This is a genomic window from Peristeroidobacter agariperforans, assembly GCF_004138335.1.
GTDB classification, from domain to species: domain Bacteria; phylum Pseudomonadota; class Gammaproteobacteria; order Steroidobacterales; family Steroidobacteraceae; genus Steroidobacter; species Steroidobacter agariperforans.
In genome coordinates this window covers 684,725-698,152 of sequence record NZ_RYFW01000003.1, presented here as the reverse complement: position 1 = coordinate 698,152, position 13,428 = coordinate 684,725, and the positions used below count along the sequence as shown (strand labels likewise).

Sequence of the window (13,428 nt, the reverse complement as noted above, 5' to 3'; positions counted from 1 at the left end):
TTCTCTTTTGCCATGTTTATATCGGAATGGGCCGCCACGCTGCCCCGACCCTGCATCATGTGCATCACCGGCGCCATTAATTCAGATGTCGCACGATGTCGTTGTAGAAGGCCAGCGTCATCATCAGGATCAGCACCGCGATGCCGATGCTGTGCCCGAGCTGGAGTGCACGTTCTGAGACCGGCTTGCCCTTCACCAGTTCCGCGAGCTGATACACGATCTGACCGCCGTCCAGGATCGGAATCGGCAACAGGTTCAGCACGCCCAGGCTGATACTGATCAGCGCCAGGATCCCCAGGAAGAAGCGCCAGCCCTGCCGGATCGCGAAGCCCGCCGTTTCGGCGATGCTGATCGGTCCGGAAATAGCCTTCAGGGACACGTTGCCGGTCACGATCCGGCCGACGATGCGCAACGTGAACACCGAGGTGTCCCAGGTCTTCGTAGCCGCCTGCCCCACCGCAGCGAACACACCGTACTTCTGCAGCGCCACCATGTCTTCGAAAGTGCGGCCGGTCTGGATGGGCTTGTTCTCCGGCCCGATGCCAATCAGCCCGATCGGCTTGCCCGCCTGCTGGCTCTCACCGATGGTCAGCGGCACCGACAGGATCTGTCCGTCCCGGCGGATCTCCAAGGTCACGTCGCGGCCCGGGTACGGCTTGACCCGCGTCACCAGCTCGCTGAAGTCGGCCACTGGCTGCTGGTCCACTTTCAGGATCTCATCGCCGACCTTCAGGCCGGCGCGAGCAGCAGCGGTATCGTTCATCACCGTCGCGACTACGGCGGGCACTCTCGGCCGCCAGATATCGAAACCCAGGCCGGGCATCAGCGCGTCGGGCTGCGTGAGCTCGCGGCTGCGATTGCCGGCATCCAGGACCAGGTCGCGCTCGCTGCCATCGACACCACGGACGCGCATGTGAATCTGGCCGTCATCGGTGAGGTCTTCGATGATGCCGAGCGTCGCTTCTTCCCAGGTATCGGTGGGCTGGCCGCCGACGTTGACGATGTGATCCTCGAAACGAAGGCCGGCCTGCGCGGCGATCGAATTGGGTTCCACGTCGCCGACGATCGAGCGCGGCGCCGGCACGCCCGCGGTGAACAGGATCCAATACAGAAACACCGCGAAAAACAGATTGAACATCGGCCCGGCGAGCAGCACGGCAATGCGCTTCCACACCGGCTGGCGAGTGAACGCACGCGGCAGGTCCGCTGCAGGCACGTCGCCTTCTCGCTCGTCGAGCAATTTCACGTAGCCGCCGAGCGGAATGGCCGCGATCACGTATTCGACCTGGTCCTTGTCGCGACCGACGCGCTTCCACAGCGGCTTGCCGAAACCGATCGAGAACCGCAGCACCTTGATGCCGAGCCGGCGCGCCACCCAGTAGTGGCCGAACTCGTGCACCGAGACCAGGATGCCGATGGCGATGATGAATCCGACGATGGCGATGAGCCATTCCAGCGGACCGCTCGGGGTAATCATGCACACACTCCCGCGGCCGCCGTCAGGGCCGCTTGCGCCTCGCGACGCGCCCAGTCATCCGCGCCCAACACATCGTCGAGCGAGCTCGCCGGCAGCGTCTGGTGACGCGCCAGCACGCGCTCGATCACTTCCGGAATTTCCAGGAATGACAGCCGGCGCTGTAAGAAAGCTTCGACAGCGACTTCGTTCGCAGCGTTCAATACTGCCGGAGCAGTGCCGCCCGCTTCCGCCGCAGCACGCGCCAGCCTCAAGGCTGGAAAGCGGGTCGCGTCGGGAGCTTCGAAGTCCAGGCGCGCAGCCCGCAAAATATCGAGCGATTCTACACCGGAGGCGATCCGCTCCGGCCAGCCGAGCGCGTGCGCGATCGGCGTGCGCATGTCGGGATTGCCCAACTGCGCCAGCATCGAGCCGTCGATGTATTCGACCAGTGAGTGCACGATGCTCTGGGGGTGCACGACCACCTCGACCTGCGCCGGCGGCAAGGCAAACAGCAAACAAGCCTCGATCTGTTCCAATCCCTTGTTCATCAGCGTGGCCGAATCCACCGAGATCTTGCGACCCATCACCCAACGCGGGTGCTTGCAGGCTTGTTCAGGCGTGACCGCCCGCAGCGCGCCGGCAGGGGTGCGCAGGAAAGGTCCACCCGAGGCCGTCAGCAGCACGCGCCGGACATCGGCACGGATCACGCCGGCCTGAGTCGCACCAGGCCCGCTCATACATTGGAACACCGCGTTGTGCTCGCTATCCACGGGCAACAACGTCGCCCCGCCTTCCCGCACCGCCTGCATGAACAAGGGGCCGGACATCACCAATGCTTCCTTGTTCGCGAGCATGATCCGCTTGCCGGCGCGCGCCGCCGCCAGGCTCGAAGGCAGGCCGGCCGCGCCGACGATGGCAGCCATCACTGCATCGACCTGCTCGTGAGCCGCAACTTCACTCAGCGCCGCTTCTCCGACCAATACGCGAGTCGTGCAGCCCGCGGTGTGTAGTTCCGAAGTGAGTTTCACGGCCGCGACCGGGTCGACCACAACCGCAAATTGCGGACGATGGGCAAGACACTGCTCACGCAGCCGCGCAATGTTGTTGTGAGCGCTGAGCGCGAATACTTCGAAACGATCGGGATGACGAGCCAGCACGTCGAGCGTGCTGAGGCCGATGCTGCCGGTCGAGCCGAGCACGGCCACTCGCATGCGGGCCGCGCTCATCGCAGCAGCCCCAGCCGTTCCAGGCCGATGAGGAACACGGGCGCGGCGGCGGTCACGCTGTCCACGCGATCGAGCACGCCGCCATGGCCGGGCAGCAGATTGCCGCTGTCCTTCAGGCCCGCGTGACGCTTGAACATGCTTTCGGTCAGATCGCCGACCACCGAAGCAATCGCGACCAGGATGCACAACGCCATGAAAGGCACCGTGTCCATGCTGAACCACCACACGCCGAACGCCGCCATCAGCGCAGCGGCCGCCAGCCCCCCACCGACGCCTTCCCAGGTCTTGCCCGGGCTGACCCGCGGCGCCAGCTTGTGCTTGCCGAGCGCGCGCCCGGCGAAATATGCGCCTATATCCGCCGCCACTACCAGCAGCAGCAGGAACAACATCAATTGCGGACCCTGCGCGTGCAGCCGCACCAGCGCCAGCCAGACCGGCACCAGCGCAAACAGGCCGGCGACGGCGGCCGTCGCGCGATTCACGCTGGCCGGCGCGAAGGCGATCCACAGCAGCGCCAGCACCCACCAGGCGAGCGAGGCATACAGCAACAGACCCGATTCGACGCTATCGACCCCGACATACCAGGCCAGCCCCAGGCAGGCGGCAATGAAAGCCACGTAGCCCAGCCGTGTCGAAGTGTGGGTGAATCCTGGAAAGGCCGACCACTCCCAGGCCCCGGCCGCCACCAGCAGCGCCAGCACGGCGGAGGTGATGGGATGGGGAACCCAGAGAATGACGAAGATGACGAAGGGAGCCAGCACCAGCGCCGTGATCACCCGCTGGCGAAGCATCAGCGCGCCCCCACTTGGCCTGGTGTCAGGCCAAAGCGCCGCTGCCGGCGCGCGAAATGCTCGATGGCCGCGTCCAGCTCGCGGGCGCCGAAGTCGGGCCAGAGCGTGTCGCAGAAATACAGCTCGGTGTAGGCGAGATTCCACAGCAGAAAGTTGCTGATGCGCTGTTCTCCGCCGGTACGGATGAGCAGATCGGGATCCGGTAGCCCTGCCAGCGCCAGTTGCGCGCTGACCGCCGCCTCGTCGATGGCGTCGCTCTGTATCTCTCCGGCAGCACAGCGGCGGGCAAGTTCCCGGGTGGCGTTCGTGATATCCCACCGGCCGCCATAGGCGACCGCGATCGCCAGCGCCATCCCCTGGTTGTCGGCGGTCAGCCGCATGGCTGCTTCCATGCGCTCGCGCAGTGCGGTTGACAGCTGCGTCAGATTGCCGATGAAACGCAGCCGCAGACCGTTGCGGTGCAAGCTCTCGATCTCCTCATCCAGCGCCTCGAGGAACCGGTTCATCAGCATCGAGACTTCTTCGCGCGGCCGCTGCCAGTTCTCGCTGGAGAACGCGAACAAGGTGAGCGCTTCGACGCCCCGCTCGGCGCAGGCTTCGACGATCTGCTTGACCGTGCGGACGCCCATGCCATGACCGGCCGTGCGCGGCAGCGCGCGAGCAGCGGCCCAACGGCCGTTGCCATCCATGATCACCGCGATGTGCCGCGGAATGCCGCCGGAGGTTGAATTCTTCACGAGCGGGTTCGGCTCAGATCTGCATCAGCTCTTTTTCTTTTTCCTGCAGCACCTGCTCGATCTCGGCAACGTACTTGTCGGTGAGCTTCTGCACTTCTTCGCCGGCGCGACGCTCGTCGTCCTGCGACAGCAGCTTTTCCTTGAGCATGTCCTTGATCTCGGTATTCACATCGCGACGCACGTTACGAACCGCGACGCGCGCGTTTTCCGCTTCGTGACGCACGACTTTGGTGAGATCGCGACGGCGCTCTTCGGTGAGCGGCGGCATCGGCACGCGAATCACCGTGCCCGCGGTGTTCGGCATCAAGCCCAGATCGGACTTCATGATCGCCTTCTCGATCACACCCACCATGGTCTTTTCCCACGGCGTCACAGTGATGGTGCGCGCATCTTCCAGCGCGACGTTCGCGACCTGATTCAACGGCACTTCGTTGCCGTAATACTCGACGCGAATGTGCTCGAGCAGGCTCGGGTGCGCGCGGCCGGTGCGCAGCCGCTTCAGCTCATTGCGAAACGCGACGACGCATTTCTGCATACGCTCGACGGCGTCTTTTTTTACGTCTTCTAACATGTGAGTTCTCCGGACTACCCGTTGGTGACCAACGTACCGACGTCTTCGCCGCGCACGATGCGCAGCAGTTCGCCGGGGGTGTTCAAATCGAATACGCGCAGCGGCACGTTGTTGTCGCGGCACATGACGATGGCGGTGGCGTCCATCACGTTGAGACGATCCGTCAGCACTTTATCGAAGGTGAGGCGCGCATAACGCGTGGCGTTCGGGTTCTTCATCGGATCGTCGGTGTAAATGCCGTTGACCTTGGTCGCCTTCAGCAGCAGGTCCGCTTCGATCTCGATGGCGCGCAACGAGGCCGCCGTGTCGGTGGTGAAGAACGGATTGCCCGTGCCCGCAGCGAGAATGGTCACCCGTCCCTTCTCCAGGTGGCGGACGGCACGCCGCCGGATGTATTCCTCGCAGACCTGGTTGATCCGGATCGCCGACATCACCCGGGCGTGCATGCCGAGCGCCTCGATCGCATCCTGCATGGCGAGCGAGTTCATCACGGTCGCCAGCATGCCCATGTGATCGCCGGTCACGCGGTCCATACCGGCGCGGGCCAGGCCCGCGCCACGGAAAATGTTTCCGCCGCCGATGACCACGGCTACCTGCATCCCGAGGCCCATCACCTCGCGGATCTCCATCGCCACGCGCTTGAGGAACTTGGGATCGATGCCGTAGTCCTCCTCGCCCATCAGGGCTTCGCCGGAGAGCTTCAGGAGGATGCGGCGCAGGCCGTTCGGGGCGGGGGTGGCTACCATGAAAACCTTGGTGTTCAGATAAAACTGCCGGCCATTATAAAGAACCCCGCCGAAGCGGGGTTCAAATCGTAATGTCTGAGCGGGTCGGAGGTTACGCCTTCTTGGCGCTCTCTACCTGCTTGCGCACTTCCTCGGCGAAATCTTCCTGCTTCTTCTCGATGCCGGCGCCGACTTCGTAACGCACGATCGACAGCACTTCGCCGCCCGCCTTCTTCAGGTACTGCTCGACCGTCTGTTTGTCGTCTTTGACAAACGGCTGGCCCATCAGCGTGATCTCGTTCAGCCACTTGCGGACCTTGCCCTCGACGATCTTCTCGAGCAATTCGCGCGGTTTGCCGGCGTTCTTCGGATCCTGCGCGGCCTGCTCGACGAACACGCCCTTCTCCTTGGCGACTTCGTCGGCCGGCACTTCGGAGGCCGTGACGCGCGCCGGATTGATGGCGGCCACGTGCATCGCGATGTCCTTGGCGACCGCCTCGTCGCCGGACTTCATCACGACCAGCGCACCGATGCGCGTGCCGTGCAGGTAAGCGCCGACCACGGCCGGGGCTTCCACGATCTGGAAACGACGGATGCTGATGTTCTCGCCGATCTTGGCGATCAACGCACGGCGGGTTTCTTCGATCGACTGGCCGCCCGGAATGGCCTGCTCGCCCAGCGCGGCCACATCGGCCGAACGCTTATCGAGCGCCACTTTGGCAACCGCGCTGGCGAAGTTCTGGAAATCCTTCTCGCGCGCGACGAAATCCGTCTCGCAGTTCACTTCGACGATCGCGGCGCGCTTGCCGTCGGCCGAGCGCTCCAGAACGATCACGCCTTCGGCGGCGACGCGCGAGGCCTTCTTGTCGGCCTTGGCCAGACCGGACTTGCGCATCGCTTCCGCGGCGGCGTCCAGGTCGCCATTGGCTTCGACCAGCGCCTTCTTACACTCCATCATGCCTGCGCCAGTTCGCTCGCGCAGGATCTTGACTGCTTCAGCTGTAACGGCCATCGCTCAATTACTCCGTCGGCTTGGCAGCGGCCGCGGCAGGGGCAGCGGCAGCGGCATCGGCGGCCGGCGCGCCAGTCGGCTTGCGCTTGGCCAGCGCCGCCTGACGGCGCGCCATGAATTCTTCAGGGGACACGTCGCCTTCGACGTCATCGACCTCGGCAGCCACCACTTCCTCGACCTGGCCTTCGGCCATCTTCTCGGGGGCGCGGCGACGCGTCGGGGCTTTCTTCTTGACCGAAGCAGCCGGACGGCGGTCACGGCGCGGCGCCGGAGCACCACCCGCGGCCTTCGGCTTCGGCTTGCCCTCCTCGTCCAGCTCGACGAACTCGTCTTCGCCCGCCGGCACTTCCGGCTGCGCCGAACGGCCGTCCAGCACCGCATCCGCGACGCCTTCGGCGTACAGCGAGATGGCGCGCATGGCGTCGTCGTTGCCCGGCACGACGTAGTCCACGTCATCGGGCGTGCAATTGGTGTCGACGATGGCGACGACCGGGATGCCCAGCTTCTTCGCCTCGTGAATGGCAATCTTTTCGTGACCGACGTCGATCACGAACAGCACGTCCGGCAGCGACTCCATCGCCTTGATGCCGCCCAGGCTGCGTTCCAGCTTCTCGCGCTCGCGACGCAGGCCCTGGGCCTCGCGCTTGCTGTGCTGTTCGAGCGTGCCGTTGGTCGCCATCTCATCGAGGGTCGTCAGACGCTTGATGGAACCGCGCACGGTCTTGAAATTGGTGAGCATGCCACCCAGCCAGCGGTGGCTGACGAAAGGCATGCCGGCGCGCTGCGCCGCTGCTTTCACCGCCTCGCGGGCCGAACGCTTGGTGCCGACGAACAGCACGCGGCCGCCGTCCGCCACGACCTGGCGGATGAAGCCCGCCGCGTCGTTGTACATCGGCAGGGTCTTTTCGAGGTTGATGATGTGGATTCGGTTACGCTCGCCGAAGATATAAGGAGCCATCTTCGGGTTCCAGAAGCGGGTTTGGTGTCCGAAATGAACGCCCGCTTCCAGCATCTGTCGCATGGACACGCTGGTCATCGCAAAACTCCTAAGGGGTTGAGCCTCCATCTGCCCCAGCTGACGACCTGTCTTTATCGGACAAGCACCCCGTCAACTGTGTCGGTCAGATGTGAGAATTCAGGTTAAAGAGAGAGAGATTCGTTGCCAAAAAAACGCGCGCTTTATACCATAAACTCCATGATCGTTCACAACTTTTTCCAGCTGGCGCTAAACCCATGATGCGTGGGCTGTTGCAGTCGCTAAACCGCAAGGTCGCAGGCGTCGAAGAAAGCGCGGCCTCCCTGACTTCCGCCCCAAATGCCATGCAGGTGACGATCAAAACTCCCGCCGAACAGGAACAGATGCGCGTCGCTGGCCGGCTGGCCGCGGACGTGCTCGACATGATCGGCCCGTACGTCGTGCCCGGCGTCACCACCGAAGAGCTCAATGCCCGCTGCCACGACTATATCGTCAATGTGCAGAAGGCCGTGCCGGCTCCGCTGAATTATCGCGGCTTCCCGAAGTCGATCTGCACCTCGGTGAATCACGTGGTCTGCCACGGCATCCCGAGCCCGGACAAGCGCCTGAAACAGGGCGACATCATCAATCTGGACATCACTGTCATCAAAGACGGCTGGCACGGCGACACCAGCCGCATGTTCGCCGTCGGCAAGATCGCGCCGGCTGCGCAGCGGCTCATCGATATCACGCATGAAGCCATGTGGACCGGCATCCGTCAGATTCGTCCCGGCGCCCGACTGGGCGATCTTGGTGCATCCATCCAGCAGTTCGTGGAGCCCCAGCACCTGTCGATCGTGCGCGAGTATTGCGGACACGGCATCGGCCGAATCTTCCACGAGGATCCCCAGGTGCTGCATTATGGCGAGCGAGGCCGCGGCGTAGAGCTGGTTCCCGGCATGACCTTCACGGTCGAGCCCATGGTGAATGCCGGCAAACGCCACGTGCGGCTGCTGCCCGACGGCTGGACCGTCATCACCAAGGATCATTCCTTGTCCGCACAATGGGAACACACGGTCCTGGTGACTGACACCGGCTACGAAGTGCTGACGCTCGGCGCCGCTCAGCGCTGAGTATCATTAGCACTCCTTTCGTTTCTCAGCCGGTCTCTCATGCCTGTCGTCACTCCGGATGACCTGGAAGAGCTTGCCTCGCCCACGCAGGCGAGCGATCCGTCGTGGGACTATCTGGCAGCCATGCAGCCGCAGCTGGCGGCCAATCCACAGGACGTCGCGACCTTTCGCACGGCCCTGACCGAAGGCGACAACCGCCTCAAGCAGCGCTTCCTCGATGACGAGCCGGTTGAGCGCCTGGTGCGCGACCGCGCGCGCCTGGTCGATGCTTTGTTGAAAACCGCGTGGTCGATGCACATCGGCGAACACGTGCGCGACGTTGCATTGATCGCGGTCGGCGGCTACGGCCGCGGCGAGCTGAACCTCTGCTCCGACATCGACATCATGATCCTGCTGCCCAAGAGCGAATCCGCACCGTGGCAGGGCTCGCTGGAAAAATTCCTCACCTTCATGTGGGACATCGGCCTGGAAGTGGGCCATAGCGTGCGCACCATCGACGACTGCCAGCGCGAGAGCGCCGCCGACGTCAGTGTCGCAACGACCATGATCGAAGCCCGCCTGCTCCAAGGCCCCGAGTTGTTGTTCGAAGCCATGCGTCGCGCGCTCGCTCCGGAGCGTGTGTGGCCGACGCGCGATTTCTTCGAAGCGAAGGTCAACGAGCAGACCGCGCGTCACCATCGCTACTACGACACCGCGTACAACCTCGAGCCGAACGTGAAATCGAGCCCGGGCGGCCTGCGCGATATTCAAACCATCGGCTGGGTCGCGAAGCGCCACTTCGGCGCCGAGTCGCTCGATGAGCTGGTCGAGCACGGCTTCCTCACCCGTAGCGAACTGCGCAAGCTCAAAACGGCGCAGGCGTTCCTGTGGAAGGTCCGCTTCGCGTTGCACGTCCTGACTTCGCGCCGCGAAGATCGCTTGCTGTTCGACCATCAGATCCGGCTCGCGAAAATGTTCGGCTACGAAGACGCGACCTACACGCTCGCGGTCGAACAGTTCATGCAGCGCTACTACCGCACGGCCATGGACGTGAGCCTGCTGAACGAAATGCTGTTGCAGCTGTTTCGCGAGGCCATTCTCACCGATCCGAACGTGCCGCCGGCGCCGGTGAACGCACGTTTCCAGATCCGCAACGACTTCCTCGAAGTCACCTCGGACGACGTGTTCGATCGCTATCCGTCGGCCATGCTGGAGCTGTTCGTCATCATCGAGCAGAACTCCGAGAAGATCCGCGGCGTGCGCGCAGAAACGATCCGCCAGCTGACGCGTCACCTGTGGCTGATCGATGAAGAGTTCCGCCAGCATCCGCGCAATCATCGGTTGTTCTTCGAGATCCTGAGCGCGCCGGTCGGCGTGACGCACGAGCTGCGTCGCATGAACCTGTACGGCGTGCTCGGCCGCTACATTCCGGCGTTCGGCCGCATCGTCGGCCGCATGCAATACGATTTGTTTCATGCGTACACGGTCGACGCGCACACGCTGTTCGTGGTCAGCAATCTGCGTCGCTTCGCGATGCCGAAGTACGATCACGAGTTCCCGGCGTTGTCTCGCATCATGCAGTCGCTGCCGAAGCCGGAGCTGGCGTATCTGGCTGCGATCTTCCACGACATCGCCAAGGGCCGTGGCGGCGATCACTCCGATCTCGGCTCGGTCGACGCCGAAGCCTTCTGCCTCGAGCAGGGCCTGTCGCGTTACGACGCACGCCTGGTCGCCTGGCTGGTGCGCAACCATCTCGTGCTGTCGGTCACCGCGCAGAAAAAAGACATCTCCGATCCGAAAGTCATCAACGAGTTCGCCCGGCACGTCGGCGACCAGACGCACCTGGATTATTTGTATGTGCTGACCGTCGCAGACGTGCGCGGCACGAACCCGAAGCTCTGGAACAACTGGAAACAGTCGTTGTTCGCCGAGTTCTACGAGCGCACGCGTCAGGCGTTGCGCCGTGGCCATGAAAGTCCGCTCGATAAAGATGAGCTGATCGCCGAGACGCAGGCGCGGGCCAAAGACCTGACGACGCGCGCGGGCGTCGGCGAGATCCTGCGGCAATCGGTGTGGCAACGCTTCACCGAAGATTACTTCCTGCGGCATACGCCGGAAGAAATCGCCTGGCACACGAAGATGCTGGCGGAGCGCGATAACGGCGATCAGGGCTCGCTCGTCTCCGTGCAGCAGCTTTCCGGGCGCGGCGGCACGGGCATTTCGACGTACACGCCGCAGACCCAGCACAGCTTCGCTCGCACCACCGCCCTGCTCGACCAGCTCGGCTTGAACATCGTGGACGCTCGCATCACCCCGACCGCCGACGGCTTCAGCCTCGACGTGTATCACGTGCTGGAAGATACCGGCGCGGAGATCACCGATCCGGCGCGCATTCGTGATATCGAGCAGCAGCTCGCGCACGCGTTGTCGAAGCCCGACAACGTTGCTGTGACCGTGACTCGTCGTGCCCCACGACAAGTGCGCATGTTCACGACCGCGACGCAGGTTACTTTCAGCGAAGAGCCGGTGAACGGCCGGACCATCGTTGAAATCATCGCCGGCGACCGGCCTGGCCTGCTGTCGCAGGTTGCCAAGGTGTTCATGGCCGCCGAGGTGAAGATCTTCACCTCGAAGATCATGACCGTCGGCGAGCGCGCCGAGGACGTGTTCTACATCACCGACGACGCCGGCGGACCCTTGAGCGCCCAGGCAAAGCAGCAGCTGGCGCAACGAATTACCGAAACACTCGACCGCCGCGTATGAATCCCGCTCTGAACAAGCTGCAGCCGTATCCCTTCGAACGGCTGCGGACGCTGCTGGCCGGCGCTCAGCCGCCCGCCGATCTGTCCTGGATTGCGATGTATATCGGCGAGCCGAGGCACCCGGCGCCGCCGTTCGTGATCGACGCGCTCACTCACAACATGCAGGGGCTGGGCAGTTATCCCCTCACCGCAGGCATTCCGCAGCTGCGCGAGTCGATCGCCAATTGGTTGACCCGCCGCTTCGAGCTGCCTGCCGGTTCGATGTCGCCGGAGACCATGGTGATACCGGTCAATGGCACCCGCGAAGCGCTGTTCGCATTCGTGCAGGCCATGACGAATTCGAGCAAGCAGCCGCTGCTGGTGATGCCGAACCCGTTCTATCAAATCTATGAAGGCGCGGCGTTGCTCGCGGGCGCCGAGCCCTACTTCATGCCGAACGATGCCGCTCACTCGGCATTGCCAGATCTGGACAGCGTGCCTGCGGACGTCTGGAAACGTTGCCAGATTCTATTCCTGTGCTCGCCCAGCAATCCGACTGGCGCCGTGGCCAGCATCGAATATCTTCAGCACGCACTGCAGCTCGCGGAGCGCTACGACTTCATCGTCGCGTCTGATGAGTGTTACAGCGAAATCTACTTCGATGAAGCCAAGCCACCCGCAGGCCTGCTGCAAGCCGCGGCCGCCGCCGGCAATACTTCATACGAACGCTGCATCGTGTTTCACAGTTTGTCGAAGCGCTCCAGCGTGCCTGGCTTGCGCTCGGGCTTCGTCGCTGGCGACGCCAAGCTGATCAAGCCGTTCCTGCTCTATCGCACATATCACGGCTCGGCCATGCCGCCGCCGGTTCAGTTCGCCAGCATCGCGGCGTGGAACGACGAAGCGCACGTGCTCGAGAATCGCAATCTGTATCGCCAGAAGTTCGGGGCCGTTCTGCCCATCCTGCGCGAGGTGATGCCGGTCGACATGCCCGAGGCCGCGTTCTACTTGTGGCCTGAGGTCGACAACGATGAACGCTTCACGCGCGAGTTGTTCGAGCTGCAGCACATCACGCTGTTGCCGGGCAGCTACATCGCACGCCCCATGCCTGACGGCACCAATCCGGGGCGCGGCCGCGTGCGCATTTCACTGGTCGCGAAGGTGCCCGAGTGCATCGAGGCCGCGTCGCGCATTCGCGAGTTCGTCAAGAGCAGGACCTGAAACAGACGACAGGGGCACTGACTTTAGTCAGTGGTCGGCGCTCGGTTTGGGATACAATTCCGCCCATGACCGAGCTAGCCAATATCATCAATGACGCTTTCGAGCGTCGTTCCGAATTCAATCCCAAGAACGCGCCCACCGATGTCCGCGGTGCAGTCGAAGAGGCGTTGACGCTGCTCGACAACGGCAAGGCCCGGGTCGCCGAAAAGCGCGACGGCAAATGGGTCGTCAATCAATGGCTGAAGAAGGCGGTGCTGCTGTCCTTCCGGCTTTATGACAATCGGCCGATGGAAGCGGGCTTCACGCAGTTCTTCGACAAGGTGCCGCTGAAGTACTCCGATTACGACGAAGCGCGCTTCCGCGCCGAAGGTGTACGCGTCGTGCCGCACGCCATCGTCCGTCGTGGTGCATTCGTGTCGCCGAATTCCATTCTGATGCCCTCCTACGTCAACGTCGGCGCGTTCGTCGGCGAAGGCACGATGGTCGACACGTGGGCAACCGTCGGCTCGTGCGCGCAGATCGGCAAGAACGTGCACCTGTCGGGCGGCGCCGGCATCGGCGGCGTGCTCGAGCCGCTGCAGGCCAATCCGACCATCATCGAAGACAACTGCTTCATCGGCGCCCGCTCCGAGATCGTCGAGGGTGTGATCGTCGAGGAAGGCGCGGTCATCTCGATGGGCGTATTCATCGGCGCCAGCACCAAGATCTACGATCGCGAGCGCGATGAAGTGACCTATGGGCGCGTGCCCGCCGGCGCGGTCGTCGTGGCCGGCTCACTGCCTTCGGCGACCGGCAAGTGCGGCCTGTACTGCGCCGTGATCGTGAAGCGCGTCGACGCACAGACGCGCTCCAAGGTCAGCTTGAACGAGCTGCTGCGAGATTGA

11 protein-coding genes and 1 pseudogene are annotated in these 13,428 nt (G+C 63.7%); 4 read left to right on the top strand and 8 right to left on the bottom strand.

Translation table 11 applies throughout. The features are described from left to right. Nucleotides 1-76 precede the first annotated feature (76 nt). From rseP to rpsB, 8 genes and pseudogenes are all read right to left on the bottom strand, one after another. Entirely contained in the window at nucleotides 77-1,477 is a 1,401-nt protein-coding gene (rseP, locus tag EK373_RS25095) for an RIP metalloprotease RseP (protein ID WP_129647092.1), read from the bottom strand. Then, complete coding sequence (gene ispC, locus EK373_RS25090) at nucleotides 1,474-2,682, bottom strand: 1-deoxy-D-xylulose-5-phosphate reductoisomerase (RefSeq protein ID WP_232831213.1); 1,209 nt, start codon at nucleotides 2,680-2,682, stop codon at nucleotides 1,474-1,476. Before ispC ends, rseP begins: the two co-directional genes overlap by 4 nt. Beyond that, nucleotides 2,679-3,473: a phosphatidate cytidylyltransferase gene (locus tag EK373_RS25085; protein ID WP_129647090.1), complete on the bottom strand. Its 795-nt coding sequence runs from the start codon at nucleotides 3,471-3,473 to the stop codon at nucleotides 2,679-2,681. The genes ispC and EK373_RS25085 overlap by 4 nt, the downstream gene beginning before the upstream one ends. Further along, nucleotides 3,473-4,210 carry a polyprenyl diphosphate synthase gene (uppS, locus tag EK373_RS25080; RefSeq protein ID WP_269813722.1) on the bottom strand — a complete coding sequence of 246 codons (738 nt, stop codon included), beginning with the start codon at nucleotides 4,208-4,210 and terminating at the stop codon, nucleotides 3,473-3,475. The genes EK373_RS25085 and uppS overlap by 1 nt, the downstream gene beginning before the upstream one ends. A 13-nt stretch (nucleotides 4,211-4,223) precedes the next feature. Then, on the bottom strand, nucleotides 4,224-4,781 hold the full coding sequence (gene frr / locus EK373_RS25075) for a ribosome recycling factor (protein WP_129647086.1): 558 nt from the start codon (nucleotides 4,779-4,781) through the stop codon (nucleotides 4,224-4,226). Between the two features lie 14 nt (nucleotides 4,782-4,795). Then, nucleotides 4,796-5,527, bottom strand: a complete 732-nt coding sequence (gene pyrH, locus EK373_RS25070) for a UMP kinase (protein WP_129647084.1) — start codon at nucleotides 5,525-5,527, stop codon at nucleotides 4,796-4,798. A gap of 91 nt (nucleotides 5,528-5,618) precedes the next feature. Next, nucleotides 5,619-6,518 carry a translation elongation factor Ts gene (tsf, locus tag EK373_RS25065; RefSeq protein WP_129647082.1) on the bottom strand — a complete coding sequence of 300 codons (900 nt, stop codon included), beginning with the start codon at nucleotides 6,516-6,518 and terminating at the stop codon, nucleotides 5,619-5,621. Nucleotides 6,519-6,759: 241 nt separating this feature from the next. Beyond that, nucleotides 6,760-7,554 (bottom strand): annotated as a pseudogene (gene rpsB, locus EK373_RS25060) (30S ribosomal protein S2); the annotation flags it as partial. 284 nt (nucleotides 7,555-7,838) lie between these two features. On the opposite strand from rpsB, the gene map reads away from it, so the two are divergent. The 4 genes from map to dapD all read left to right on the top strand — a co-directional run bounded on the left by map (nucleotide 7,839) and on the right by dapD (nucleotide 13,428). Further along, entirely contained in the window at nucleotides 7,839-8,606 is a 768-nt protein-coding gene (gene map, locus EK373_RS25055) for a type I methionyl aminopeptidase (RefSeq protein ID WP_129647364.1), read from the top strand. Nucleotides 8,607-8,645: 39 nt separating this feature from the next. Continuing rightward, nucleotides 8,646-11,348: a [protein-PII] uridylyltransferase gene (glnD, locus tag EK373_RS25050; protein ID WP_129647078.1), complete on the top strand. Its 2,703-nt coding sequence runs from the start codon at nucleotides 8,646-8,648 to the stop codon at nucleotides 11,346-11,348. Then, nucleotides 11,345-12,544, top strand: coding sequence for a succinyldiaminopimelate transaminase (dapC, locus tag EK373_RS25045; protein WP_129647076.1), 1,200 nt, complete (start codon nucleotides 11,345-11,347; stop codon nucleotides 12,542-12,544). Before glnD ends, dapC begins: the two co-directional genes overlap by 4 nt. 65 nt (nucleotides 12,545-12,609) lie before the next feature. Next, the gene (gene dapD / locus EK373_RS25040) at nucleotides 12,610-13,428 is read left to right on the top strand and encodes a 2,3,4,5-tetrahydropyridine-2,6-dicarboxylate N-succinyltransferase (protein WP_129647074.1); all 819 of its coding nucleotides are present in this window, start codon (nucleotides 12,610-12,612) and stop codon (nucleotides 13,426-13,428) included.

What these genes read in the sequence shown, in the direction of transcription:
- rseP (WP_129647092.1), bottom strand. Translation starts at nt 1,477, where the DNA reads ATGATTACCCCGAGCGGTCCGCTGGAATGGCTCATCGCCATCGTCGGA.
- ispC (WP_232831213.1), bottom strand. Translation starts at nt 2,682, where the DNA reads ATGAGCGCGGCCCGCATGCGAGTGGCCGTGCTCGGCTCGACCGGCAGC.
- EK373_RS25085 (WP_129647090.1), bottom strand. Translation starts at nt 3,473, where the DNA reads ATGCTTCGCCAGCGGGTGATCACGGCGCTGGTGCTGGCTCCCTTCGTC.
- frr (WP_129647086.1), bottom strand. Translation starts at nt 4,781, where the DNA reads ATGTTAGAAGACGTAAAAAAAGACGCCGTCGAGCGTATGCAGAAATGC.
- pyrH (WP_129647084.1), bottom strand. Translation starts at nt 5,527, where the DNA reads ATGGTAGCCACCCCCGCCCCGAACGGCCTGCGCCGCATCCTCCTGAAG.
- tsf (WP_129647082.1), bottom strand. Translation starts at nt 6,518, where the DNA reads ATGGCCGTTACAGCTGAAGCAGTCAAGATCCTGCGCGAGCGAACTGGC.
- map (WP_129647364.1), top strand. Translation starts at nt 7,839, where the DNA reads ATGCAGGTGACGATCAAAACTCCCGCCGAACAGGAACAGATGCGCGTC.
- glnD (WP_129647078.1), top strand. Translation starts at nt 8,646, where the DNA reads ATGCCTGTCGTCACTCCGGATGACCTGGAAGAGCTTGCCTCGCCCACG.
- dapC (WP_129647076.1), top strand. Translation starts at nt 11,345, where the DNA reads ATGAATCCCGCTCTGAACAAGCTGCAGCCGTATCCCTTCGAACGGCTG.
- dapD (WP_129647074.1), top strand. Translation starts at nt 12,610, where the DNA reads ATGACCGAGCTAGCCAATATCATCAATGACGCTTTCGAGCGTCGTTCC.